Here is a 25,307-nt window from a genome sequence, read left to right on the forward strand (position 1 = left end):
CTCCCCGGAATGCAGCGTTCGCGTACTTTTAGTTATTTTTTACTGGTTTTGGCTTTATTTTCCGTCGGTTCTCTCCGTGCCCAGGTTGTTACCGACACCGTTCCTACTTCAATAGATCCGGAATTAGAAAATATAGGCAACTCAAAAGTTGCCAAAGAATATATTGTCGGCGGCATTACCGTTACCGGAACCAAACGGTACGATCAGCAATTGCTTATCAGCATTGCTGGTATAAATGTGGGCGATAAAGTAATGATACCGGGGGGCGATAATTTCAGCAAAGCCATTACCAATCTGTGGAACCAGCACCTTTTCTCCAATGCACAGATATACTTTACCAAACTCGAAGGCAATAAATTATATATAGAAATACACGTAACCGAAAGGCCCGCCTTATCGAAATACTATATAAAAGGCATTCCCAAGTCGCAGGCAGATGAATTGAAAGGTAAAATGGGAATGATTACCGGCCGGGTGGTTACCGAAAACACAAAACGCAACGCCGAAGAAGCCATAAAGAAATATTATACCGAAAAGGGTTTTCAAAGCGCCACCGTTCGCATTGAAGAAAATCCCGATCCGGCATTGCCCAATTCAATCATCCTTACTTTGTATGTTGAAAAAGGCAATAAGGTTCGCATTGATAACGTAAACTTTTATGGCAATGAGCAGGTGAGCGGACTACGACTTAAAAAGCAATTGAAAGGAACCAAGGAAATGACCAAGTTAACCTTGTACCCTACCAAAGAGCAAAGTCCGTATGGAAGCAACAAACAAACTACTTTTAAAGAATACCTGAGCCAGGCCGGATTTTTATCGCCGACCCGCACAAAAGAGTTCCTTGATCCCTATTTCCGTTTCAAATTATTCAGCTCGGCCAAGTTTAATGTAAAGAAGTACCAGGAGGATAAGGAAAAAGTGCTTGAATATTATAACTCGCTCGGTTACCGCGATGCGGCCATTGTAGCAGATACCCAATATTACAATCAGAAAGGCAACCTGAAAATTGACCTGAAAGTAGATGAGGGTCACCGTTATTATTTTGGTAATGTAAACTGGAAAGGAAATACCAAATACTCCGACTCAATTCTTACTATGTTATTGGGTATTGCCAAAGGCGATATCTACAACCTCGACATCCTGAATAAAAAACTGGGTAAACAAATGTCGCAGGAAGGCGGCGATATCAGCAGCCTTTACATGGACGATGGTTATCTTTTCTTCCGTGTTGATCCGGTAGAAACTGCCGTATATAACGATACGATCGATTTCGAGATCCGTATACAGGAAGGCCCGCAGGCTACCATTAAGAACGTTACCATTTCGGGTAACGAAAAAACAAAAGAACACGTTATTCGCCGTGAGTTGCGTACGCTGCCCGGTGAAAAATTCAGCCGCCAGGACCTGATCCGTTCAAATCGTGAAATTGCGCAGCTGAACTTCTTTAACCAGGAAAAAATTGCTATCGATCCGGTTCCTAATGTTGAAGACGGAACGGTGGATATACATTATAGGGTAGAAGAAAAATCAAGCGATCAGCTTGAGCTGAGCGCCGGTTGGGGTGGTGGTATCGGTTTAACCGGTACGTTGGGCGTTTCGTTCAACAACTTCTCTATAAAAAATATACTCAACAAAAAGGCCTGGGATCCATTGCCTACCGGCGACGGACAAAAACTGAGCATGCGTGTTCAATCGAACGGCCGTGCATACCAGTCGTATAACTTTTCATTTACCGAACCCTGGTTAGGCGGTAAAAAAAGAAATTCATTAACATTCAGCTTATATAAGAGTGTATTCCGTACCGGTGGTATCGATGCCAGCGGAAGATACTTCTTCAGTGATACCAACCGCCTGAAAAACTTTGGCGCCAGCGTTTCGTTGGGTAAACAGTTAAAATGGCCCGATGACTTTTTTACACTCGTTTATTCAATCAGCTATACGCAGTATAAGCTGCAGAACTATACCCTGTTCACATCGGATTTCAAAAACGGTACATCAAACAACCTGAGCTTTAAAATTGCGCTTAACCGGAACTCGGCCGGTCCCAATCCTATTTTCCCTACCAGCGGATCGAACTTTTTGCTGAGCGCCCAGTTTACGCCACCGTATTCATTATTTAAAACCGATGTCACCAACCAGGATAGTTATAAATTACCTGAGTTTCATAAATGGCGATTCAATGCCGAATGGTTTATTCCTATAGGCAAGGCCATGGGTGCCGACAGAAGCCGGCAGTTTGTATTACGGGCGGCTGCCAAATACGGCTTTATGGGTCGTTACAACAGCAGTTTGAATTATTCACCGTTCGAGCGTTTTCAGGTGGGTGATGCCGGTTTGGCCAACGGTAGCTATATTCTTGGATACGACATCATAGCACACCGCGGTTACCCCGTGTATGAAAGTTCAGATCCCAAGGTGAACCCCGACCAGCAAAATGCCCGACAATTCTTTACTATATTTAACAAGTATACGATGGAGATGCGCTATCCGTTTACTACCAACCCCAGCAGCACCATTTTTGGTATGGTGTGGTTTGAGGCTGCCAACGGATGGTACGATTATAAAACCTATAACCCGTTCCGTTTGCGCAGAAGCGCCGGTGTGGGTATGCGCTTCTTTTTACCGATGTTCGGTTTGCTTGGATTTGACTATGGCGTGGGCTTCGACCGTTTAACACCGGGTGCCAGATTGCGTGATGCAACACGCTTTACGTTCATGCTAGGTTATGAACCTGAATAATAAATATCGGATAATGAATTTTGAATGTTAATGATGAAGTGTTGGTTTGTTCACCATTCGATATTGCACATTCGACATTCGATATTTTTCGAGAACTTTAAATAAACCACCATGAAGAAACTATTTTTTGTTGCCTGTTTGATGGTGCTTGCCTTTGCTTCACAGGCCCAACGATATGCTATTGTAGATACAAAATACATTCTTGATAAACTGCCTGAATATAAAGACGCGCAGAAGAAGCTGGATGATTTTAGTGCGCTGTGGCAGAAAGAAATAGATACCAAGCAAAGCGCTTTGGATAAAATGTATAAAGATTTTGATGCTGAACAGGTAATGCTGAGCCCCGAGTTAAAGAAAAAGCGCGAAGATGAACTGTTTGTAAGAGAAAAAGAAGTGCGCGATCTGCAACGTAAACGCTTTGGTTTTGAAGGTGATCTGTTTAAAAAAAGGCAGGAGCTGGTAAAGCCTATACAGGACAGGGTTTATAATGCCATACAGAAGCTGGCGGTAAACAGGTCGCTTGATTTTATTTTGGATAAAAGTGAAGGAATTACCGTTATCTTTGCCGACCCCAAACTTGATCGTAGCGAGGATATATTAAAAGATCTGGGTGTTAAATAAACCAAAAGACCAAAGGGGAAAGCAACCATCGAAAGGTTTTTTTCAACTTTAAACGTAAATATAACCGTTCACCCGAAGGCACCGGAAAACAGGCTTAGGGTGCGTAAACAAAATTGACATTCAAAATGAAAAAGTTTTTTACTGTATTGCTGTTCGCCCTGTGCCTGGTAACGGCTGGTGAAGTTAACGCTCAAACAAAAATTGGCTATATCAGTTCTCAGGAACTGGTGAGCGTAATGCCCGAAACTAAAAAAGCCGATTCGGCTCTGCAGGAATTGCGTAATGCATTAATTCAAAATGCAACCGATAAACAAAATGCATTTTATGCAGCTGTAGAAAAATACAATAAAGACTCTGCTACTTTAGCTGTAGCAGTAAAAACGGTTAAAAGAAACGAGTTAACCAAAATGGGTCAGGAATTAAGTGGTGAAGAAGAACGTATTCAACAACAATTACAGCAACGTCAACAGGAGCTGTTGGGCCCCATCAACAAAAAGGCTTACGAAGCTGTACAAACTGTAGCCAAAGAAAATGGTTATGGTTATGTATTTGAAAAAGAAGCCCTGCTTGTTGCTCCTCCCGGCGATGATATTTTACCCCTTGTTGCCAAAAAATTGAATATTAAGTTACCAGCTGCTCCTGCAGCACCGGCACCTGCTACCGGCGCTCCCAAAACAGGCGGCAAACAATAACTTTTGAACGATATAAATACATGAGCCCTCCGATATTTCGGGGGGCTTTTTTTATGCCCGTTGCGTCGCAACAAAAACACGGGTTGCCGAAGGCGGGAGCGCCTTTTGAGGCAAAAAACCTTCGCAAAGCGAAGGAACCGTGGCGCTGGTAATTGTGTTATGTAATCAATTACTTTTGTTTATGCTTAGTTCGCAACCAATCGGGATATTCGACTCAGGCTATGGCGGTTTAACCGTAATGAAAGAGATCGTAAAACAGCTACCCGGGTATGATTATATATATCTGGGCGATAATGCCCGGGCGCCTTATGGTAACCGTTCGTTTGAAACAGTTTACCGGTATACATTGCAATGTGTTGAATGGTTTTTTGAACAGGGGTGCCCGCTGGTAATACTGGCCTGCAACACCGCTTCGGCCAAAGCGCTGCGATCTATTCAGCAAAATGATCTTGCCCGAATAAGTCCTCATAACAGGGTGCTGGGCGTTATCAGGCCAACTACCGAGATCATTGGTAAATTCACAAAATCGCGCAAAATAGGTATACTGGCCACCAACGGAACGGTGCAATCGGGCTCATATCTTATTGAAATTGAGAAGTTTTTCCCCGATATAAAAGTTTATCAGGAAGCCTGTCCCATGTGGGTGCCTATTGTAGAGAATAATGAGCACCGGCAGCCGGGAGCTGATTATTTTGTAAAAAAACATGTGCAGCACATTATGGGTACCGACAGCCAGATAGATACCCTGCTGCTGGCCTGCACCCACTACCCGTTGTTGCGCGATAAAATATTGCAGTTTTTACCTTCAGGCGTTACCGTGGTTTCGCAGGGCGAAATAGTGGCTGCAAGTCTCGATGATTATCTACAACGCCATCCCGAAATAGAAACCCGTTGCAGCAGGCATGGCCGCCGGGTATTTTTTACCACCGACTCCACTGAAGATTTTGATAATCATGCAAGTATATTTTTTGGCGAACCGGTGAAGTCGAAAAATCTTGATCTGGAAGCAAGAAGTCTGAAGTCTGAAGTCTGAAGTCGGATGTCGGATGTTCCGAAGTCCGAAAGATGAAGGCTTTAGATGAAGGCTTTAAATGTATTTTCTTCCCGACTTCCGGACTTTTCTGACTTTTGGTCTTTTATAGGTAATTTTCTTTTCTCTTACTTCATACTTCCATTTCGATTTATTACCTTTGCCGTCCTTTCATCCGCTTTAAGCGGGGCGGGTATGGTGGCCCGTCTGCGAAACTGGAACTGGAACCTGATCCGCTTCTCCCGGATCATATTTCAAAGCCTGCATTTTGTGGGATAAAAAGGAAAAAAAGTAAATAATTATGAAACGTACATTTCAGCCGCATCGCCGTCGTCGCAAAACAGTTCATGGTTTTCGTAAACGCATGCAGGATGCCAATGGCCGTAAAGTACTGGCCAGCCGTCGCAAAAAAGGTCGTAAGAAACTGACAGTTTCCGACGAAAGAAAATTGAAATAAAAACCTGCTGATCTCCTCCGAAAAAGAGGACGGTAGTGGTTCAAATATTTTATAGCTCCGCTGTGGCCCGCCCAGGTGGAGCTATTTTATTTTGAGGTTAACAGGGATGGTAAAAAAATTTACCTTAAAAAAAGATGAGCGGTTAAAGCGCCGTAAGATCATTGAACAATTGTTCAGTGAAGGCAGGTCTGTTGCCGTATTTCCCATACGAACGCAATACAAAACTTACGACAAGGTGCTCAGCACTCCGCTGCAGGCCGGCTTTAGTGTAAGCAGTCGTACCTTTAAAAGGGCCGTTGACCGTAACCGCATTAAACGCCTGATGCGTGAAGCCTACCGGTTGCAAAAAAATACTTTACAGGAAGCTTTGCAAACAAAACAGCAGCAACTGGCGTTGTTTTTTATTTATACCGGAAAGGAATTACCTGAATATGCAACCGTGAGTGAAAGGATCGGTATAATTTTAAATAAGCTGCTAAAAACTATTTAACAATCAGCATTCGCATGAAATGGGTGCTTCGAATATTAAGTTTTCCCTTTATTGCATTGATCAAACTGTATCAATGGATCATTTCTCCTGTTATTGGCCCTAAATGCCGGTTTACCCCCACCTGCTCGCAATACGCTATCGAAGCCCTGAAAAAATATGGTGTATTCAAAGGATTATGGCTAACCGTTAAACGTTTAAGCCGCTGTCATCCCTGGGGCGGACATGGGTACGATCCTGTTCCTTAAGAAATGATGAATATCAAATAAAGAATAATGAATGTAGAATAAAAAATATCGAATGCAGAAGTACGGGTTCTTACTTCAGCATTCGATATTTAACATTCAATATTCGATATTTATTTCTTGTTCATTCTTTCTATCAGCTCATTGAGCGATTCTCTTTTCTGCTTAACGGTAAACAGTTTATAAATTTCGGGTGCTTTACCGTCTTTATCAGCTTCTACTTTATAAGGAATGTTTTTGTACGGGTTTATCAGTTGTGCATTGATGTTAGTGGTGAGCTTTTTAATTGTTTTGGGCACCAAGAAATAGGTCTTGTGCTCATCGCTGACATTTTGCCCGTTGATCAGCTGCTGGGTGCTGTCGATAATATGTTCCAGTTGTTCAGTACTGATAGAGGTGGGTACGCCGGCCGCTCCGAAATTTACCATGTTACCGATAAGGGTATCGGTTTTCAGGTTCAGCAGGTACAATCCATTTTCGGGCAGGTCGTAGGTTTTATCACCATCGGCACTCTTTACCGTTATGGAATTGTCTTTTGCGCTGAGGCTTAATTCTGCTTCATTATGCTGGGTCCCCGGTTCAAATGTGATTGTTTTGGCATTGTTATCTACCTGAATTTTTCCACTCGACATGATCACTACTTTTTTTTCGATGCCGGGCGAACAGGCGGTAAAGAACATTACGGCAACCATCGTACTAAGCAAAGTACATTTCATTGGGCTATATATTTGAAAGGTTAAAAAATTTTCTAAGGACGATGGCCTCGCATGGTGTTGCTTCGCAACACCATTTTTGCCACGGATTGCACGGATGTACACGGAAAAATACAATGCCTATGTTCATCAGCACATTCTTTTCAGGTGCATTTCAAAAGCTTCAGAACGATTGAAACGTTTTTTGGTGTTGCTTCACAAAAATCTGCGTTCACCTGTGTAATCAGTGGCAAAGTTGCACTCATTCCGCCGAAGGCGGGATGCGCGGTGGCAAAGTAACAGCAAATGCGGTGTTCATCCTATAAAAAAAACAATCCCGGCTAAAAAACCGGGATTGCATTATAAATTTTCGATGATTATCTGGCTGCTTTTGTAAAATTTTCGGCCACCTTGTTCCAGTTAATCACATTCCAGATGTTGGTAAGGTATTCCGGTCTGCGGTTCTGGTATTTCAGGTAATAGGCATGTTCCCATACATCGATACCTAAAATGGGGGTGCCTTTTACTTCGGCTACATCCATCAGTGGATTATCCTGGTTGGGTGTAGAAGTTATTTCGAGCGTGCCGTCTTTTATGATCAGCCAGGCCCATCCGCTTCCGAAACGGGTTGCACCGGCAGTGTTGAATTTTTCTTTGAAGGCGTCGAAAGAGCCAAACACATCATTGATGGCATTGGCCAGTGCACCGGTAGGTGCTCCACCTGCATTAGGCGCCAGCAGTTCCCAGAAGAAAGAATGGTTCCAGTGACCGCCGCCATTGTTGCGTACGGCGGGGCTGATGCTGCCGGCAATTTTTACCAGTTCTTCCAGCGATTTATTTTCATTGGGGGTACCCGCAATTGCTTTGTTCAGATTATCTACATAAGCCTGATGGTGTTTGCCATGATGTATCTGCATCGTCAATGCGTCAATATGCGGCTCCAGTGCATCGTGTGCATAAGGAAGCGCAGGTAGTGTAAATGCCATATCACAAAAGTTTTAAAATGTTGAAGATTTATAGTTGTTCTTTCAAACAACAACAAAAGTACAGGTCAAAGGTTTATTAACCAATTCATTCTATTTTATTAAAAAGAAAAGTTTGCCGAATTTGAACCTGCTGTGGCATGAATTTTATATTGCTGCCAATTGCACCATCTGTTGCGGGAAATTTGTCATTGAAGCAATTGCATAAAATACTATCCAACCGGCCGGGTTATTTGCAAATGCCTGCGTTGCCGGTGCCGATTTTGTGGTATATTAGTTATCAATTTCAAACCATAACCTTATCAAAACAAACAATATGAAGGGTATCATTGTAACAAATAAATTAATGCTGGCTGTTGGAACCATATTATTTAGCACAGGATTTTTGGCTTTTCATCTTCCCCAGGGAAACGATAATACATTAACTGCCGCTGAAAAAAAGGCGGGCTGGAAATTGTTGTTCAATGGCAGTAATATCACCGGCTGGCGCGCATATAACAACAAGCCATTCGATAGCTGGGAGGTGGTTAACGGACAGCTGCACTGTAAAAACGCCGATGTAAAACAGCGTGCAGATCTGATCACCCTGCAACAGTATGATAATTTTGAATTGCAGGTCGACTGGAAAGTTGATAAGGGTGCTAACAGCGGCGTCATTTACCGCGCACTGGAAACCAGTGGCCCAAGTTATGAAACAGGTCCCGAGTACCAGTTAATCGACGATGAAGGATATGCTCAGAAGTTGGAAGACTGGCAGAAGAGCGGTTCTGATTATGCCATGCATCCGCCCACTGAACTGGCTTCCAAAAAAGCCGGTGAATACAACCACACAAAAATTGTTGTAAAAGGAGCGCATGTTGAACACTGGCTGAACGATAAAAAGGTGGCTGATTTTGAATTATGGACACCCGAATGGCAGCAGCTGAAACAAAAAGGCAAATGGAAAGATGCCAAAGATTACGGAATGGCTAAAAAAGGATATATAGCGCTGCAGGACCATGGCGGCGGCATCTGGTTCAAAAATATTAAACTGCGGAAGCTGTAATGATAATGAGCAAATTTGAAAATTTGAAAATGACCAATGCATAAATGACCAATGTGCAAATGAGCAATTTGCAAATGGCTTGCACGCGCCGTTGCTCCTGCTCTTTTCGATTTGCACTGTCTTGTGCCCCTTGAATTTTCTTTCCTGTGCTTTGTATTCTGAGACTTGCACCCCGATCCGGCATCTTTTTATTTTTGCCATGGGTCCTGTGCCTTGTTGCCTGATCATTGTACCTTGATTGTTACCTGTGCCCTGCAACCTGTAACCTGAAACCTGTACCTTTTATCCTTGCGTCGTGATCCTTGTACCTTGATTCCTGTTACCTGTGCCTTGCAACCTGTAACCTGAAACCTGTACCTTGTATCCTTATCTTTTGCTTCTGAAAAAACTCTTTATTAATTCGGCGCATTCATCTTTCAAAATGCCTTTTGTTACTTCGGTTTTTGGATGAAAAGGCCAGTGCGGTTCGGTAATGCGTTTATGACCGTTTTTTTCATCATCGGCGCCCCAAATAATTTTTCCTATTTTGCTCCAGTATAAAGCACCTGCACACATGAGGCAGGGTTCAACCGTAATATAAATCGAAGCGTCGGGCAGATACTTGCTGCCGAGGTAATTGAATGCCGATGTAAGGGCAATGATTTCGGCATGCGCTGTAGGGTCGTTTAGCCGCTCAACCTGGTTATGCCCACGCGCAATTATTTTATTATTCATAACCACTACAGCCCCAACGGGAACTTCCCCTTCTTCATAAGCTAATGCAGCTTCTTTAAGGGCCCTTTGCATAAAAAATTCGTCGTTCATAAATCAGAAGCCTGTTTGTTGCCTGTTTAACGTGCCTAAGTTACAGAAATGAAGGCAGATGAAGGTTAATATCTATTCATGGCCAAAAGAAGCAGGTTTGCTATCTTAGTTAATGATCGTTTTATAGTTTATGTTATGACGACATCCCTTGCACAGGTAATGATTTTTTTAATAACCGGCATTGGCATCATTGTGTTGCTAACGGCGGTATTTCGCATTCATGCTTTTTTTGCATTGCTGATCGCCTGTTTTGTAGTAGGGCTTGGTGTGCACATGCCGGTGGCTACCATTATCACTGTTACCAAACAGGGTTTCGGAAATATTATGCAGTCGCTGGCATTTGTGATAGTGCTGGGCACCACCCTGGGCGTAGTGCTTGAACATACGGGCAGTACCCGGGTAATGGCGGCATACATACTTAAACGTATAGGCGAAAAAAAGGCGCCGCTGGCCATGAGCATTACCGGTTTTATTGTAGGCCTTCCTATATTCTGCGATTCGGGCTATATTGTTCTCAGCGGGTTGAATAAATCGTTATGCAAGCGTACAGGCATTTCCGTGGTAATTATGTCGGTGTCGCTGGCAACCGGCTTATATGCTGTTCACTGTTTAATTCCCCCGCATCCCGGTGCTGCAGCTGCCGCCGGTACTATAGGTGTTGATTTTGGAAAACTGATCGTTACAGGAATCGCAGTGGCCATACCGGCCATGTTAACAGGCTATGCATGGGCACGATATGCCGGTAAAAACCTAACCCATGAAATAAATTCCGAAACACCAGTGGTGAATGTAACAATGGCCGCGCCTTCGGTCGCCGGTTCGTTTTTGCCGGTTGTGGTTCCGATCATTTTAATCGGTATTAAATCTTTTCTTTCAATAGAAGCGGGGCAGGCAATGCCTTTGTACCGGCAAATATTAATGATAGCGGGCGATCCGGTAATTGCATTAACAATCGGCATAGTGCTGGCCTTTGCTTCCGTGAGAGGCTGGAAAAGATCAACAGTTGCCAAACTGTTACAGGAGGCAGCCGAAAAAGCCGGTGGCATACTTGTAATAATAGGAGCGGGAGGTGCTTTCGGGGCTGTACTGGCGGCCACACAGGTGGGCGAACATGTTGGTAAGGCTTTTAACTTACATGCTTTAGGTATATTTTTCCCTTTTATTTTAACCAGCATACTTAAAACCGCCCAGGGTTCTTCTACCGTAGCCATTATAACGGCAGCTTCTATTGTTCAGCCATTATTGCCCCTGCTTTCGCTGGATACTGAAACGGGTAAATTGCTGGCCGTTTTATCAATGGGCGCCGGTTCTATGACATTGTCGCATGCGAACGACGCCTATTTTTGGGTAATTGCCAAATTTTCAGGCATCGATATGCGGTCGATGTTAAAAGTGTATACAATTGCTTCGCTGTTAATGGGGGTGGTTACCTTACTGGTGGTTTATATTTTATCGCTGATACTTTTATAGCTAAAAAGAAAGCGCCCTCGATGGGTATTTTAATGGCCGGCGCTTTTAAATAACCGGGAAAAAATTTAATTTGTGGGTGATCATAACCCCTGTCATGAAGCAACTTTGTATCCTGATTTGTATCTGGATTATTTTAATCCATTCTGTACGTGCCCAAAGCACCAAACCACAATATCAAAAAGAACCTTCGTGGGTTACAGTAAGCAATTTCGATTATAGCAGCACGCAGTTAGATGACCAGGCCGAAGATGGCTATGTGAACCTGGTTCTTGAAAAACAGGTATCGTTACAACAGCAGTCTATTTACACAAAAACAGCGTTCAAAATTTTATCAGAATCGGGCGTTCAGAATAATTCGGAGATTAATATCAATTTCGATCCTTCTTACAACCGGCTTATATTTCATACCATAAAAATTATTCGCGGCACAGAAACGATCAATAAACTGCAGCCCGGTAAAATAAAAGTAATTCAGCAAGAAGATGAACTGAACCGTCATTTATACAATGGGTCTTTATCGGCAGTTCTTTTTTTAGAAGATGTTCGCAAAGGCGATATCATTGAATACAGCTATACCGTTGCAGGGTTCAACCCGGTATTTAAAGGTAAGTTTTCGGGAGTTTTTGAAACCGGTTTTTCGGTACCGGTATATAACCTGTATTACAAACTGCTGGTGCCCGATGGACGGTCGGTGCAAATAAAAAATCATTTAACTAAGGTAGCTTATGAATTGAAGAAAGCAGGTAACGAAACATCCTATGAATGGAAATTAAATAATATTACGGGTGTGCAGGAGCAGGACCGTACGCCTTCGTGGTACGATCCGTATTCAATGGTTATGGTAAGTGAATATAAAAACTGGAAAGAAGTTAGTGACTGGGCTGCACAACTGTTTCCCTTTAATACTAAGCTGTCGCCGGCTTTGCAGAATAAAATAAAGGAAATACAAACAACCCATACAACACCCGAACAAAGAATACTGGCCGCTCTGCGTTTTGTACAGGACGATGTACGTTATATGGGTATTGAAATGGGGCAAAATTCACATCGCCCCAATAATCCCAACAAAATCTTTGCGCAACGTTTTGGCGATTGCAAGGATAAATCGTACTTACTATGCACGCTGTTACGCGCCATGGGCATTGAAGCAAGTCCGGTGATGATCAATACAACTTTTAAAAAAACGATCATGGACTGGCTGCCGGGTCCCGAGGCATTTGACCATTGTACGGTGCGGGTATTATTTAACGGTCGTTATTACTGGTTCGATCCTACCAGTTCGTATCAGCGCGGAAATATTGATGCTATTTCTTACCCCAATTATCATTGCGGACTGGTTATTATTGATACTACAACAGCACTTACCACCATTCCATTACAAAATAAAGGCCTGGTGAACGTGCGGGAAGAATTTTCCATTCCCGATATGTCGGGCAAAGCGCAACTGGTGGTGCACACTGAATATACCGGCTCTTTTGCCGATGATATGCGCGAAGGGTTTAACAGCAGCAGTAAGGCCGAAATGAAAAAATCGTTTCGCGAATACTATGCACACTACTTCGAAGAAATTGAAGCAGATAGTTTATCGTATAAAGATGATGAGGTTACCGGAAAATTTGTAACCAATGAGTATTATTCCATTCAAAAGATGTGGGCGCTGCAAAAAGGTATAAAAACCAGTTATTTTTCGCCTTATGTTATCAGCAGCATTTTGAAAAAGCCCAAAGAGGCAAAACGCAACATGCCTTTTTCGATCGCATACCCGGCCAAATACCAGGAAGAAATTATTGTGAATGTACCCGAAGACTGGCAGGGCAATGAATCGATGAAAGACATTACCTGTACTGCCTTTAAACTGCGCATACAGTACGCTTACTTTTACAGAAAATTTAAGCTGAAATATGAGTATGAAAGTTTGAAAGATCATGTACTGCCCAATGAAGCAGATGCTTTTTTTGCCAGTTACAAAAAAGTAAATGACGGACTCGAATACGAGTTGAGTAAAGAAACAGAAGAAGCAGAGGTAAACAGATTAACTGAAAAAAATAAAAACAGGGGTAGCGTTAACCTGGTGTATGTTTTTTGTTTGGTAGGTATTTTATTCGGCGGGGGAGTATGGTGGACGCAGAGGCGGAGGTGAAGCCTGAAGCCTGAAGCCTGAAGTCGGAAGTCGGAAGTCGGAAGTCAGAAGAAAGAAGTATGAAGTAAGATGTAATAAACAGGATGCAAACGTGTGATATGAAAACTGCTAACTTTAACAGGCTTCATGAACAGGCTGCGTTTGAGCTGCACGTTGGCTTATTTGGGCTGCGCATTGCGATATTTTTGTACATACCGGTGAGCAGATTTATCAACGCAAGGCACCCGCCGGGTCTGCGTTAGGTTTTTATTATTCCTTCCTTTATAAGATTTAAATCTTCCTGAAGCTTTTTTATTTCTCCCATTAAATAATCGAAATCAGGTTCCGACACTATCGTTATAGCAGGGTTTTGCGCATACACAACAGGTTTACCGTGTGGATGCTTTTTATCGGGTTTATTGGGAAAAGGATCGTCCCCCTGAAGATCGCGAACAATAAGATCGTCTAAAGAAATTCCAAAGAAGTTGGAAAATTTTATCAGATCTTCTATCGCCGGCGTAGTTAAGCCATTTTCATAATTAGACCAGGTAGAACGTGTAATGCCCAGGTTTGAGCGTAGTTTGAACTGGGTTAACCCTTTTTTCTTTCTTAAATATTTCAGGTTTTTTGAAATATTATTTGCACTCATTGTAATAAGTGTGAAAAAATAATTTTACTAAAATTTTTGGATTTCGTGGGAAACGGAATTAACTTCATACTGTCAAATATAAGCGAAAAAAGAAATGAGTTAGTGCTGATCGTTACAAATTTTTACCGGAGTTTCATACCAATTATAAAATTACCCACACGCCACCATCCAGGCTCCGGTTATCAAACTACCACCAATACACTAACCATCGGGTAAAAAGTGCTGATGTTGCGGTTACAGCATTGTTGCAACTATGGTATTCTGCAACTATAACTAATGTTGGCTGGTTCATTTTTATTAAGCTTTTATGTGTTTAGTTATTTTAAATCGGCAACGGTATATCCGTTTGTATTGCGTGCGCAGTATTAAAAGCGTGGGTTGGTGGTTGTACAATTTGTTGGCAAAAGCCGGTCCTTTGCTTTATTGTTACTGCTTAAAGCTCCTGTGGGCCTGGCTTATTATAAAAGCTGCACCAACATAAACTTCCAAAAGCATTTGTGCACAAGTAGTAATTACACGTCACTTAATGCGGCAATTGTTTTGCCGTAGCAGGTATTCTATTGCTATTTTATTTGTATGTCATTTTAAAAATTAAATCCGGTCGCTATGGATGTGTTTTATATTCTTTAACCCGTTTAATGTTTTTTTATGCGAACCTATAATAAACATCCTCAGTGGTACAATGTACCCCTGCGTTTAACTGAAGAGGAAAAACGCAATCCTGCCTTAGTTCTCGAAGAATATTTTCAATGTTATCATTTACATGAAGTGCGCCAGATTTTATGGAACTGGCTCGTAGAAGTTATTTCAAGTCAGCATGGTATTTCGTGCGATCCGCACGAGCGAAACAATCATATATATTTTTATGAAAAGATGGAGGCACTTATAGAAGCCGCATTTGTTATGCAAAAACAAATTCAAAAAAAGCAAAGGAAGAAACGCAGAAGGAGGTGAGGCCGAAGTCAGAAGTCAGAGGTCTGATAAGAATATTGGAAATTGGAAGAACCCCAAACTTCATCAGCCATCCGACTTCTGCCCTCATTTAATCTTAGCAATCTCAATGATCTTATCGTCGCTTCCATTGCTGGTGCACACATATACCTTACCCGATGGGGCAATGCAAAGATCGCGCAACCGTCCCCATTCATTTTTAAAAAAGGAGGTTGTTGCTGTAATCGATTTTCCGTTGGCGCTTAGTTTTAATTGCTGAATGCTGCTGTTCTTTAAGGTCATCATCAGCAATGAGTTTTTCCATTCAGGTATAAGATCGCTGTTATAATAATCAAGTCCGCAAACAGCTAATGTGGTATTGCCGCTGCTCCATATTGGCTCGGCAACCCTATGGCTGGCACAAAAGGGCAGTTCACTGCCGTTGCAGGGCCCCTCCACCTGCGGCCAGCCATAGTTGCGGGCTTTTTCAATAATGTTTTACTTCGTCTTCTTCAGATGGTCCATGCTCTGAAGCATATAAAATATTATTTGCCATTACAAGGCCTTGTGCATTGCGGTGGCCGTAGCTCCAAACCGGGTTGTTGGGAAATGGATTGTCATCAGGTATACTGCCATCTATGTTTATGCGCAATATTTTGCCATTTAGCGTATTGGTTTTTTGCGGCAGGCTTTGGTCAGAGGCATCGCCGGTTGTCATAAAAATTTTTGGATTGGCATCGCTGGTAATCCATAGCCTTGAACCATTGTGTATGCCGGCGGCTTTTATGCCATCCAGCAAAACCATTGGCCGGGTGAGTGTATTATTTGCATAGGTATATCGCACCAGCTTTTCGCGGTAGTCACCGTTGTTAACGTAATCGTATACAACAAATAAAAAACCGTTTTTCTCAAAATCGGGGTGAAGGGCCATGCCCAGCAGTCCACCCTCACCACGGGATGATACCTCATTAATAATAAACGAAAAATTGGTTGATCCATCGGCGACATTGATGCGGCTGATCTTACCTTCACGTTCTGTCATCCATATATTACTATCTTTTCCCCAGATGATTTCCCAGGGGTAACTTAACCCACTCTTTACAACCCGTATTTGCGTATTGGCTGTTTTTTGTACAGTTTGCGACTGATTGTTGTTACAGGTTGAACAGGAAAACAGCAGGCAAAACGCCGCTGAAAAATATGTTTTGTTCATATGGATATATTTTTAACCGCCTTATTAAAGTTACTGTAAGAATAAATGTGCTGCGGTTATAATATGACAACCTGTATTATTTTGCTGATAAAATGCAGGTTTTTATCTGGCATTTTGAATACGGCGTAAACCTGAAGTAATATTGCATAATTTAACTAACTTACCTGAACGAATATATTTCCTGCCAAATTTCAAGTATATGGATTCTGATATTATTCAGCAACAATTGCAACGATTACGTGCGTATTACGATAGCGGCGCCACACGTACTTTTGAGTTTCGTAAAAAGCAACTGCAAGGGTTAAAAGCAGCCATACTAAAATATGAACAACAATTATATAAGTGCTTACATATCGATTTGCAAAAAAGCGCCGAAGAATGCTGGGTAACTGAATTAGGTGTAGTAATAGCAGAAATTAATATGGCGCTTCATAACCTGCGGTATTGGATGCAGCCGCAAAAAACAAAAACAAACCTGGTAAATTTTCCTTCGTCGAGTTATATATTGCGCGAACCGTTGGGTGTGGTATTAATCATCAGTCCGTGGAACTATCCGTTACAATTATTGTTTACACCTCTGGTGGGGGCCATTGCAGCAGGTAATTGTGTTGTACTAAAACCATCTGAACTGGCGCCGGCAACGGCTACCGTAATGGGCAACATCATCAAAGAAATTTTTGGTGAAGAATATATTTTATATGTTGAAGGCGATGGTGCGAAGGTGGTACCTGATATGATGAATAACTTCCGCTTCAATCATGTTTTTTATACAGGCAGCACCGCCGTAGGTAAGAGCATATATCAAATGGCGGCTGCAAAACTAACACCGGTTACACTGGAGCTTGGTGGCAAAAGTCCCTGCGTGGTAGAAAACGATGCCAACATTCAGGTAGCGGCCCGGCGTATTACTGTTACAAAATTTTCAAACGCGGGTCAAATGTGCATTGCGCCTGATTATGTGCTGGTACATGCATCGAAAAAAGATGAATTGATAAATGCGCTGAAAAATGCCATTCAATCCTTTTATTCCGATGACCCGGCTACCAGTTACAATTACGGAAAAATTATAAACGAAAAACAGTTTAACCGGCTTACCGCTTATCTGCAGCAGGGTACCATTTTGCATGGCGGCCACCACGATATCAGCCGGTTATATATAGAGCCTACTATTATAGAAAATGTGCCCGCCAATGCGCCGCTGATGAAAGAAGAAATTTTTGGCCCTGTACTGCCGGTGTTAACTTTTAATAATTTTGAGGAAGCAAAAGCGATTATTCAGAACAATCCCGATCCTTTATCGTTTTATATTTATACCTCGGGTGTGGCAAAAGAAAAGGAATGGTTACAGGGCATAGCTTTTGGGGGTGGCTGTGTAAATAATTCAAGCTGGCATTTTACCAATCACTATCTGCCTTTTGGCGGACTCGGCAACAGCGGCATTGGCCGGTATCATGGCAAATATAGTTTTGATGTATTTAGCCATACCAAGGCAGTAATGAAAACACCAGCGTGGTTCGATCCGGCTATAAAATATCCGCCATTTAAAGGGAGGTTAAAGCTATTTAAATGGATAATAAGATAGCGGTATGTTTGCTTTGCCAGTGATGATTTACGTTGCAAAAGTTGGATTTTAAAAATATATATTATGACAGGCAGGCAAAAATTTTTAAAAGCTGTTTATCCTATTTTTATCGGCCTCACAAAGCTGTTTGGCAAAAACAGCAAAGTGCTGGTAAATAATAAAAATGCGAAACCGGCAAAAGCTGTTTATGATCTTACGGTGCAGTTAAATAATGGCAGCACATTGCCATTACAAATGTACAAAGGCAAAAAAATGTTATTGGTGAATACAGCCAGCGACTGCGGCTATACCAATCAGTACGACGAACTGCAAAAATTATATCAGCAGTTTGATAACCAGCTTACGATAATCGGATTTCCTGCCAATGATTTTAAAGAGCAGGAGAAAGGCGATGACGAAGAAATAGCACAGTTTTGTAAAATAAACTATGGTGTTACTTTTCCGCTTGCGAAAAAAAGCGTGGTGGTAAAATCGGGCGATCAGAACAACATTTTTAAATGGCTTACCGATAAAAAACAAAACGGCTGGAACGATAAATTGCCTTCCTGGAACTTCTCAAAATACCTGATCAACGAACAGGGCGTTCTTACGCATTATTTTGATCCTTCCGTATCTCCGTTGAGTGAGGAAGTGGTTGGGGCGGTGAAAGGAGGTAAATAGGCATTGCCTACTGCCTATTCACCACTGCCTACTGCCTACTTAATAAACCTTATCGCAAACGGATATTTATAAAACTCCCCATTATTAGCTCGAAGGCCGGCAATGACTGCCAATACCCAGGCTGCAAAGTTGATGATAGATATAATTACACCTAATCCAAAACCACCACCCAAAAACGAAAAAGGACTGCGCCACATATAGCCAAAACCAAATCCATAGCCCAATATGCCGGCGAATACAATGCCTGCAATGATGTTGATAATTAAGATAGTTAACTGGAAATTAACCGCCTCTTTACCATAGGGCTCAATTTCGGGGAGCTCGTTCTTTTTAATTTGCCATACCAGCAACGGGCCGATAACATTTCCTAACGAAAAAAACAAACCGGCTAAGGCAGAAATATGACAAAGCATTGACCAGGTGCGTACATTTTGTTCGCGGGTATTCATGGTTTTATTTTTTGGTTTATCTGATATATATGTAGCAAATCCATATAAAATATTACTGAACCGCATCTACCTGGTCTAAAAGAGAGGTTACAGCCGTGATCATGGTGCACACCTGGTAATAAAAATTTTTATTAACCTTATCAAAAGTATCTCCGGGCTGGTGGTAGTCAGCATGATCTTCTACCCCAAAATAAACATACGGAATATTGTTTTGATGAAATGGAAAATGGTCCGATTGATTCGTCCAGTCCTGCGAACCGGGGTTAACGCCATCATGTCCATAACGAATATGAACCGGTGTAAATGGCTGAACACTGTCGACATATCTTTTCAAAAAAGGATAATGCTTAATACCGCTGGCAAATATTTCGTTACTGTCGTTACGGCTCACCATATCCATATTTATATTCAATGTAACTGAAGTAAGCGGCACCGGGCAATGAGCAACAAAATATTTTGAACCCTGCAGTCCTTTTTCTTCGGCATCAAATGCTACAAAAAGCAGGGAGTGGCGCGGCGGGTGCTGTTTAAAATATTGCGCCATCGAAAGCAAACACGAAGTGCCCGATGCATTATCATCTGTTCCAAAAAAAATAGTTCCATTGCGTGTTCCGAGGTGATCATAATGGGCTGTAACGGCTATATAACGATCGGGAAACAGGGAACCTTTAATGACCCCGATGATATTGTTTCCCTGCAGGTTGCTTTGTCCAAATGAAAATGGTTGTAAATACGAATCGCCTGCTTTTGACAATTGCAGTGAATCAAAAATTTTTACAATGTATTCGCGCGCCCGCTGATTGCCCGGTGTACCTGTTTCTCTTCCGGCCATTTCGGCCGATGAAATAATACGTAAATGATTTATGAGCGTTGTACTGTCGATATTGATCAGCGCAGTGGCTGTTACCTTTTTATTTTCTTTATTCGGCGGACAACCGGTGAATACGAGGGCTGCACAAAAAAGGGCACAACCCGAAAGTATAGAGGGCATAGTTTTTTTTACACAGGAAATATAACGGTTCATCATACATAATTAATTAAAAAATCCGTGTAGAATTATAAGATACGAAATTTAGCAAACTAAAGTTATGTTTTATACGCTGTTGCCCCGGGGATATGATCAAAGATGATACTGCAGAACAAAAGCTATGCGGCGAAACTTATAGCAATAAACAGTTGCTTTAACAGGCGCAGGCGGGCAACTGGTCCTGATCGAGGGAAACAATTTGCCTTTCCAATACTATTCCGGCAAACTGTTGTTTTACTTCATCGAGTATAGCATCTACTTCGTGAAGGGTTTTTACCGTTACCAGACGGGTACGGTATTCCTTAACATGTGGCAATCCTTTAAGATAATTGGCATAGTGGCGTCGCATTTCGAGTATGCCTAATACTTCGCCTTTCCATTGAACCGATTTATGGGCATGGGTACGGCATACTTCAACTCTTTCTTCAACCGAAGGAAGAGGCAACAAAGTGCCGCCGGTTTGTAAAAAATGTTTTATTTCTCTGAATATCCAGGGATAACCAATGGCTGCACGGCCAATCATTACCCCATCAACACCATACCGGTTTTTGTATTCAAACGCTTTTTGCGGAGAATCGATATCGCCGTTACCAAATATGGGAATATGAATACGCGGATTGTTTTTTACCCGTGCAATTAAGGTCCAGTCTGCCTCGCCTTTGTATAACTGGGCGCGGGTGCGGCCATGAATAGTAAGCGCTTTAATGCCTGCATCCTGCAAACGTTCGGCTACTTCTTCAATATTTTTACTGTTATCGTCCCAGCCAAGACGGGTTTTAACCGTAACAGGCAGTGATGTAGATTTAACAACAGCAGATGTTAACCGTACCATGGCATCCACATCTTTTAATACGGCGGCGCCGGCTCCTTTGCTAACTACTTTTTTAACGGGGCAGCCAAAATTGATATCAACCAGGTCGGGCTGAACGGTGTCAACAATTTTTGCACTCAGAGACATGGCTTCTTCATCGCCCCCGAAAATCTGAATGCCGAAAGGACGTTCAAATTCGGTAAAGTCGAGCTTTTGCCGGCTTTTAATAGCATCGCGAATGAGGCCTTCGCTCGAAATAAATTCGCTGTACATCAAATCGGCTCCATTCTGTTTGCAAACAAAACGGAACGGCGGATCGCTCACATCCTCCATAGGGGCCAGAAGAAGCGGAAAATCAGGAAGTGATATATTAGCGATTTGTGTCATGATTAGTTGTGCGCCAGCCGGTTGAATTTCTTTTTTATGTTGGGTTTACCCGATCCGGACCAACGATTTAAGCATCTTTTATCCTTATCTTGCACCCTTTACCGGGTCGCAAATTTACATTTAATCTTTGTTTATACCAGCCTATGAGAGGTCATTTACGTATAAAATCCCCCTGGTCGCAGTTAGGTATGTTTCTGGGGTTATTTGGTTTCTTTTACATCATAACAGGCTTCGTGTCGCTGGTTATTTATCAATCCAATGGTATAAAAATATTAGCACTCGACACGGTTAACTGGAATGATATTCATGTGGTTAACGTTTTTAAATGGACGCAGGCAATATCGACCGTGCTTTTATTTGTACCTCCTGTACTTATTTACCTCTTTATTACGTTTCCGGGAAACTATGGCTACTTTTTAGGGTTCAGAAAGGCTGAAAAAGCCAATATGTATGTGCTGGGTGTAATAGGCATTTTACTGGCTATGCCCTTTGTATTCTGGCTGGGCCAATTGAACCAGCATATTGATCTTCCCCGGAAATTAACACAAATGGAAGAGGAAACTTCCCGTACCATGATCGCTTTTTTGAAAGTAAATAAACCCATTGATATCACCATCAATGTATTTATCATTGCTTTTTTACCGGCGGTTTGTGAGGAGATATTTTTTCGCGGCGCCCTTCAACGAATCATCATTAATATAACCCGTAACCCCTGGGTAGGGATTGTTGTTACGGCCATTTTGTTTTCGGCATTGCACATGCAATTCCTGGGATTTTTACCAAGAATGTTCCTGGGCATTATATTGGGTGCTCTTTACTGGTTTAGCGGCAGTTTATGGACAAGCATCATACCTCATTTTGTTAATAACGCCGTACAGGTGATCATTGCATCGTATGCGCCGAAGTATATTGATAAAAATCCCGAAACGCCGGTATTGGCAGCCATGGCAAGTGGTATAGTGGTTTGGGCCATACTGTGGTATTATCAAAAACAATCTTCCATTACCTATTCCAAAGTATACCAGACAGATGAGTTAACGCCCACTAATCAATTTATGGCATAAAACATATTTGCATCTGCCTATGGCGCTCAACGTACAAACATTTAAAACACGAACACTCACTGCAGGCGTATTTGTGGCAGTTATGCTTACAGGACTGCTATGGAACCACTGGAGCTTTTTTATATTGTTCAGCATTGTTCATTTTGGTTGCTGGTCAGAATATCAAAAACTGATAGGTTTAATTGACCCTGATTACAAAAACATTACACCCGCCCATAAATACGGGGTACGCCTGGCGGGCTGGTGCCTGATGCTGTATTTTACCAATGACTATTTTTCGTTTTTCGGCATGCACCTGCATGAAATAGGCTGGTGGCTGGGATTGTTGTTCATGTTCGTTTTGCCAATCATTGAATTGTTATTTGCCCGGGAAATAAAGCCAAAGAACATAGGTTATTCGGCAGCAGGCCTGATTTATATATCGTTGACCTGGGGTTTACTGATGAACCTTCGTAGTACACCTGTTGTCCCCGATGCAGCTGTGTTTTCTTTATCTTACGACAGCTGGGGAAAGGTGATACCCTGCGGATTGATCTTTTCAATCTGGATCAACGACACAATGGCCTACATAGTTGGATCGTTAATAGGAAGAACGCAGTTGTCGGCGATTTCGCCCAAAAAAACCTGGGAGGGAACAGCCGGGGGTGCAATTCTTTGTATTGTGGTTATTGCTTTGCTGGGTTATTATACCGCACCCGCCAATGGTTATCATATGATACACTGGATAGTGATAGCAGGCATTGCGGCAGTTATAGGAACGATAGGCGATTTGCTCGAAAGCAAATTAAAACGCCTTGCCAATGTGAAAGATAGCGGGCACATTATGCCAGGACATGGAGGTTTTTTAGACCGGTTTGATTCATTACTGTTAGCTATTCCGTTTGTTTGGTTATATATTCAACTGGCATTAAAATGAAAATCCAATTACTGTTTATTCTTTTGTTGATCACCCTCGAAAGCTGTACCGCTGCACCCGGTGGTACACCGGTTCCGCTAATGGATTTTAAACCGGGTATGATAAATAAAAAATTATACAAAGGCCAGATAAAAGAAGGCCGGCGGTGGAAAGATAGCCGCGGAGAAAATATTTTAATTCTTACCCAAAGCGGTGTTTACTGGAAAGACGTTTATGATGCAACCCGAAGCGCTAAATTATATGCTTACCACTTTATAAAAGGGGCCGATAGCACCCTGAAAGAAGTATGGAAACTGAATGAGATGGTTGATGATTGCGCTTTTGAAGTAAAATGTGAGTTTTATGAAAATTCACTCGCTATAACCGACCTCGATGGCGACGGACTTGCCGAAGTGAGTTTTGCTTATGTGCTGGGATGCAAAACAGGATTTGAGCCCGATGAAAAAAAGCTGGTATTTTATGAAGGAAAAGACCAGTACCAGATAAAAGGTACCACCACTATTTTAAAAGATAAGCAAAAGATCGGTGGCGAAAAGGTAGTTGAAAAGAAATTTGATGAGGCGCCGGATGCTTTTTTGCAATTTGCCAATAAGCAATGGGATAAATTCGGTGGCGCAAAGACAGCCAAATAAAAATTTTCGTGCGTTTCTATTTCGTAATTTTGCACCCTAATATTTTTCAATGACCATTCATAAAGAAGGCTACAAAAGTATATTGATCAGCGCTATATTGTTTGCTGTTATTAACCTCGCATCGTTTTATTTTATCAGTTTTCATCTGGCGTGGTTAAGCTGGGTGATATTTTTTCTTACGCTGGTTCTTTTATTGTTTATAATTTCTTTCTTCAGGATTCCGCGCCGCCAGCTTATGTTGGGAAGCAATCTGGTGATAGCCCCTGCCGATGGTAAAGTAGTAGTAATTGAAGAAGTATACGACGAAGAATATTTTAAAGATAAAAGACTTCAGGTATCTATCTTCATGAGCCCGGCCAATGTGCATCAGAACCGCACGCCGGTAGCTGGTGAAGTAGTGTACAACCAGTACCATAAAGGAAAATACCTCGTTGCATGGCATCCCAAATCATCAACCGAAAATGAACGGCATTCGGTTGTTATTCGTCATGGTAAAGGCGAGATACTGGTAAAACAAATTGCGGGCGCTTTAGCCAAAAGAATTGTAAACTACCTGAGCGTAGGACAAAAAGTTGAACAAAGTGCCGAAATGGGTTTTATAAAGTTCGGCAGCCGGGTAGATTTACTGTTACCCATAGATGCCAAAGTGAACGTTAAGTTCAATGAAGTGGTAAAGGGTGGTGTTACGGTATTGGCAACGCTGTAGTGGAGCGGAAAACGTGAATCAGTAAACGGCAAACGGTCCCGCCAGAGCGGGATAAAACAGCCTCCCCGATAGTTAATGAAATAAAAAAAATATTGAAAGGCTGCATCACACTTTGATGCAGCCTTTTTTTATTCGGATACCTGACAAAGACAGGTTAAGCGATTCTCAGGTCCTTCCTTGTTTAAAATATTTGCTCCAGCTCTTTTAACGAATACACTGTGTAAGTAGGATTAATTTCGGTGTCGATGTTCAGGTGATTTACATAAACCTGGTCGATGCCTGCGTTGATGGCGCCCTGAATATCTGCTTCGATACTATCGCCGATCATTATACTTTTTTCGGGCAGGGCATTTGTTTTTTGAAAAGCGTAGTCGAAAATTTCTTTATTGGGTTTTATAAAATTGCTTCCTTCCGAAGTGATCACTTCGCCAAAAAAGTGCGCTATGCCTGCTATTTGCAGTTTGTTGTGTTGTACCTGTTCAAAACCGTTAGTAATTAAATGCAGATGGTAGCCTTTATTGGTAAGATAGGTAAGTATTTCAACGGCATAAGGGAAAAGCGTTTTGCGGGTAGGTAAAAGATCAAGGAACCGCTTTGCCAGATCGTGCGCCAGCTTATCGTCGCCTATTTTAAAATCGAGCAGGGTAAGCCACATGCGTTTCCAGCGCAGTTCATCAATTTTTATAAAGCCTTTTCTGAAACGGTCCCACAACTTGTCGTTGTGCACCATGTAATTTTTATAAAACAGCTCAAAGCTGTGTACGCCTCTTTGCTGCAGGTTCCAGGTATGAAATAATTCTTCGAGTGTTTGGCGGCTATTGGTTTCAAAATCCCACAGGGTATGATCAAGGTCGAAAAAAATATGCTGGTACTTGAATGGCGTGTTCATGCCGCAAA

The 25,307-nt window shown here is 42.1% G+C and carries 28 protein-coding genes; 18 read left to right on the forward strand and 10 right to left on the reverse strand.

All coding sequences use genetic code 11. The annotated features are described in order from the left end of the window. Positions 1–9: 9 nt before the first annotated feature. The 7 genes from AC59IL_RS12090 to yidD all read left to right on the forward strand — a co-directional run bounded on the left by AC59IL_RS12090 (position 10) and on the right by yidD (position 6,274). Positions 10–2,739, forward strand: a complete 2,730-nt coding sequence (locus tag AC59IL_RS12090; protein ID WP_496552384.1) for a BamA/OMP85 family outer membrane protein — start codon at positions 10–12, stop codon at positions 2,737–2,739. Positions 2,740–2,850: 111 nt separating this feature from the next. Further along, positions 2,851–3,360: an OmpH/Skp family outer membrane protein gene (locus AC59IL_RS12095; RefSeq protein ID WP_496552385.1), complete on the forward strand. Its 510-nt coding sequence runs from the start codon at positions 2,851–2,853 to the stop codon at positions 3,358–3,360. A gap of 125 nt (positions 3,361–3,485) precedes the next feature. Then, positions 3,486–4,052 (forward strand): OmpH/Skp family outer membrane protein, encoded by a 567-nt coding sequence (locus AC59IL_RS12100; RefSeq protein WP_496552386.1) that lies wholly within the window; start codon positions 3,486–3,488, stop codon positions 4,050–4,052. Between the two features lie 181 nt (positions 4,053–4,233). Further along, positions 4,234–5,085, forward strand: coding sequence for a glutamate racemase (gene murI, locus AC59IL_RS12105; RefSeq protein WP_496552387.1), 852 nt, complete (start codon positions 4,234–4,236; stop codon positions 5,083–5,085). Positions 5,086–5,383: 298 nt separating this feature from the next. Then, positions 5,384–5,539 carry a 50S ribosomal protein L34 gene (rpmH, locus tag AC59IL_RS12110; protein ID WP_014222732.1) on the forward strand — a complete coding sequence of 52 codons (156 nt, stop codon included), beginning with the start codon at positions 5,384–5,386 and terminating at the stop codon, positions 5,537–5,539. Positions 5,540–5,645: 106 nt separating this feature from the next. After that, entirely contained in the window at positions 5,646–6,029 is a 384-nt protein-coding gene (locus AC59IL_RS12115; RefSeq protein WP_496552388.1) for a ribonuclease P protein component, read from the forward strand. Between the two features lie 14 nt (positions 6,030–6,043). Beyond that, positions 6,044–6,274: a membrane protein insertion efficiency factor YidD gene (gene yidD / locus AC59IL_RS12120; protein ID WP_496552389.1), complete on the forward strand. Its 231-nt coding sequence runs from the start codon at positions 6,044–6,046 to the stop codon at positions 6,272–6,274. Positions 6,275–6,384: 110 nt separating this feature from the next. Here yidD and AC59IL_RS12125 read toward each other — a convergent pair whose 3' ends face one another. Together AC59IL_RS12125 and AC59IL_RS12130 are read right to left on the reverse strand one after the other, a co-directional pair. After that, complete coding sequence (locus AC59IL_RS12125) at positions 6,385–6,987, reverse strand: hypothetical protein (RefSeq protein ID WP_496552390.1); 603 nt, start codon at positions 6,985–6,987, stop codon at positions 6,385–6,387. Between the two features lie 353 nt (positions 6,988–7,340). Next, on the reverse strand, positions 7,341–7,949 hold the full coding sequence (locus AC59IL_RS12130) for a superoxide dismutase (RefSeq protein ID WP_496552391.1): 609 nt from the start codon (positions 7,947–7,949) through the stop codon (positions 7,341–7,343). Positions 7,950–8,262: 313 nt separating this feature from the next. On the opposite strand from AC59IL_RS12130, the gene AC59IL_RS12135 reads away from it, so the two are divergent. After that, positions 8,263–8,991: a 3-keto-disaccharide hydrolase gene (locus AC59IL_RS12135; protein WP_496552392.1), complete on the forward strand. Its 729-nt coding sequence runs from the start codon at positions 8,263–8,265 to the stop codon at positions 8,989–8,991. A gap of 366 nt (positions 8,992–9,357) precedes the next feature. Here AC59IL_RS12135 and AC59IL_RS12140 read toward each other — a convergent pair whose 3' ends face one another. Further along, positions 9,358–9,795 (reverse strand): nucleoside deaminase, encoded by a 438-nt coding sequence (locus AC59IL_RS12140; protein WP_496552393.1) that lies wholly within the window; start codon positions 9,793–9,795, stop codon positions 9,358–9,360. Between the two features lie 135 nt (positions 9,796–9,930). Here AC59IL_RS12140 and AC59IL_RS12145 point away from each other — a divergent pair, with 135 nt between their 5' ends. The 3 genes from AC59IL_RS12145 to AC59IL_RS12155 all read left to right on the forward strand — a co-directional run bounded on the left by AC59IL_RS12145 (position 9,931) and on the right by AC59IL_RS12155 (position 13,647). Continuing rightward, complete coding sequence (locus tag AC59IL_RS12145; RefSeq protein ID WP_496552394.1) at positions 9,931–11,265, forward strand: GntP family permease; 1,335 nt, start codon at positions 9,931–9,933, stop codon at positions 11,263–11,265. Between the two features lie 94 nt (positions 11,266–11,359). After that, positions 11,360–13,405, forward strand: a complete 2,046-nt coding sequence (locus AC59IL_RS12150; RefSeq protein ID WP_496552395.1) for a DUF3857 domain-containing protein — start codon at positions 11,360–11,362, stop codon at positions 13,403–13,405. A 98-nt stretch (positions 13,406–13,503) separates the two neighbouring features. Beyond that, the gene (locus AC59IL_RS12155) at positions 13,504–13,647 is read left to right on the forward strand and encodes a hypothetical protein (RefSeq protein WP_496552396.1); all 144 of its coding nucleotides are present in this window, start codon (positions 13,504–13,506) and stop codon (positions 13,645–13,647) included. Here the strand turns inward: AC59IL_RS12155 and AC59IL_RS12160 are convergent. Further along, complete coding sequence (locus AC59IL_RS12160) at positions 13,644–14,033, reverse strand: helix-turn-helix domain-containing protein (protein WP_496552397.1); 390 nt, start codon at positions 14,031–14,033, stop codon at positions 13,644–13,646. The two genes, AC59IL_RS12155 and AC59IL_RS12160, sit on opposite strands and share 4 nt — an antisense overlap. Before the next feature lie 648 nt (positions 14,034–14,681). Here AC59IL_RS12160 and AC59IL_RS12165 point away from each other — a divergent pair. After that, entirely contained in the window at positions 14,682–14,987 is a 306-nt protein-coding gene (locus AC59IL_RS12165) for a hypothetical protein (protein WP_496552398.1), read from the forward strand. A gap of 84 nt (positions 14,988–15,071) precedes the next feature. Here the strand turns inward: AC59IL_RS12165 and AC59IL_RS12170 are convergent, their stop codons facing one another. Both AC59IL_RS12170 and AC59IL_RS12175 read right to left on the reverse strand, forming a co-directional pair. Next, positions 15,072–15,422 (reverse strand): PQQ-dependent sugar dehydrogenase, encoded by a 351-nt coding sequence (locus tag AC59IL_RS12170; RefSeq protein WP_496552399.1) that lies wholly within the window; start codon positions 15,420–15,422, stop codon positions 15,072–15,074. 28 nt (positions 15,423–15,450) lie between these two features. After that, positions 15,451–16,176 carry a PQQ-dependent sugar dehydrogenase gene (locus AC59IL_RS12175; protein ID WP_496552400.1) on the reverse strand — a complete coding sequence of 242 codons (726 nt, stop codon included), beginning with the start codon at positions 16,174–16,176 and terminating at the stop codon, positions 15,451–15,453. Positions 16,177–16,375: 199 nt separating this feature from the next. Between AC59IL_RS12175 and AC59IL_RS12180 the strand changes: the two genes are divergently transcribed. Both AC59IL_RS12180 and AC59IL_RS12185 read left to right on the forward strand, forming a co-directional pair. Then, positions 16,376–17,758 (forward strand): aldehyde dehydrogenase, encoded by a 1,383-nt coding sequence (locus tag AC59IL_RS12180; protein ID WP_496552401.1) that lies wholly within the window; start codon positions 16,376–16,378, stop codon positions 17,756–17,758. Positions 17,759–17,821: 63 nt separating this feature from the next. Then, positions 17,822–18,418 carry a glutathione peroxidase gene (locus AC59IL_RS12185; protein ID WP_496552402.1) on the forward strand — a complete coding sequence of 199 codons (597 nt, stop codon included), beginning with the start codon at positions 17,822–17,824 and terminating at the stop codon, positions 18,416–18,418. 35 nt (positions 18,419–18,453) lie between these two features. On the opposite strand, the gene AC59IL_RS12190 is transcribed toward AC59IL_RS12185, so the two are convergent. The 3 genes from AC59IL_RS12190 to dusB all read right to left on the reverse strand — a co-directional run bounded on the left by AC59IL_RS12190 (position 18,454) and on the right by dusB (position 21,092). Then, a complete protein-coding gene (locus tag AC59IL_RS12190) occupies positions 18,454–18,867 on the reverse strand; it encodes a DUF4870 domain-containing protein (RefSeq protein ID WP_496552403.1) in 414 nt (137 codons plus the stop codon). A 52-nt stretch (positions 18,868–18,919) separates the two neighbouring features. Then, positions 18,920–19,858 carry a M28 family peptidase gene (locus AC59IL_RS12195; RefSeq protein WP_496552404.1) on the reverse strand — a complete coding sequence of 313 codons (939 nt, stop codon included), beginning with the start codon at positions 19,856–19,858 and terminating at the stop codon, positions 18,920–18,922. Between the two features lie 190 nt (positions 19,859–20,048). Continuing rightward, a complete protein-coding gene (dusB, locus tag AC59IL_RS12200) occupies positions 20,049–21,092 on the reverse strand; it encodes a tRNA dihydrouridine synthase DusB (protein WP_496552405.1) in 1,044 nt (347 codons plus the stop codon). A 143-nt stretch (positions 21,093–21,235) separates the two neighbouring features. Between dusB and AC59IL_RS12205 the strand changes: the two genes are divergently transcribed. Genes AC59IL_RS12205 through AC59IL_RS12220 form a run of 4 tightly spaced genes read left to right on the forward strand, consistent with a single transcriptional unit; the run spans position 21,236 to position 24,410 of the window. Continuing rightward, positions 21,236–22,156, forward strand: coding sequence for a CPBP family glutamic-type intramembrane protease (locus tag AC59IL_RS12205; RefSeq protein ID WP_496552406.1), 921 nt, complete (start codon positions 21,236–21,238; stop codon positions 22,154–22,156). A gap of 19 nt (positions 22,157–22,175) precedes the next feature. Then, positions 22,176–23,072 carry a phosphatidate cytidylyltransferase gene (locus AC59IL_RS12210; RefSeq protein WP_496552407.1) on the forward strand — a complete coding sequence of 299 codons (897 nt, stop codon included), beginning with the start codon at positions 22,176–22,178 and terminating at the stop codon, positions 23,070–23,072. After that, positions 23,069–23,704: a M949_RS01915 family surface polysaccharide biosynthesis protein gene (locus AC59IL_RS12215; protein ID WP_496552408.1), complete on the forward strand. Its 636-nt coding sequence runs from the start codon at positions 23,069–23,071 to the stop codon at positions 23,702–23,704. The genes AC59IL_RS12210 and AC59IL_RS12215 overlap by 4 nt, the downstream gene beginning before the upstream one ends. Positions 23,705–23,753: 49 nt before the next feature. After that, positions 23,754–24,410 (forward strand): phosphatidylserine decarboxylase family protein, encoded by a 657-nt coding sequence (locus AC59IL_RS12220; RefSeq protein WP_496552409.1) that lies wholly within the window; start codon positions 23,754–23,756, stop codon positions 24,408–24,410. A 181-nt stretch (positions 24,411–24,591) separates the two neighbouring features. Here AC59IL_RS12220 and AC59IL_RS12225 read toward each other — a convergent pair whose 3' ends face one another. Next, positions 24,592–25,299 (reverse strand): YjjG family noncanonical pyrimidine nucleotidase, encoded by a 708-nt coding sequence (locus tag AC59IL_RS12225; protein WP_496552410.1) that lies wholly within the window; start codon positions 25,297–25,299, stop codon positions 24,592–24,594. Positions 25,300–25,307: the final 8 nt, after the last annotated feature.

The organism is Niastella sp. sgz303648, from assembly GCF_059587045.1.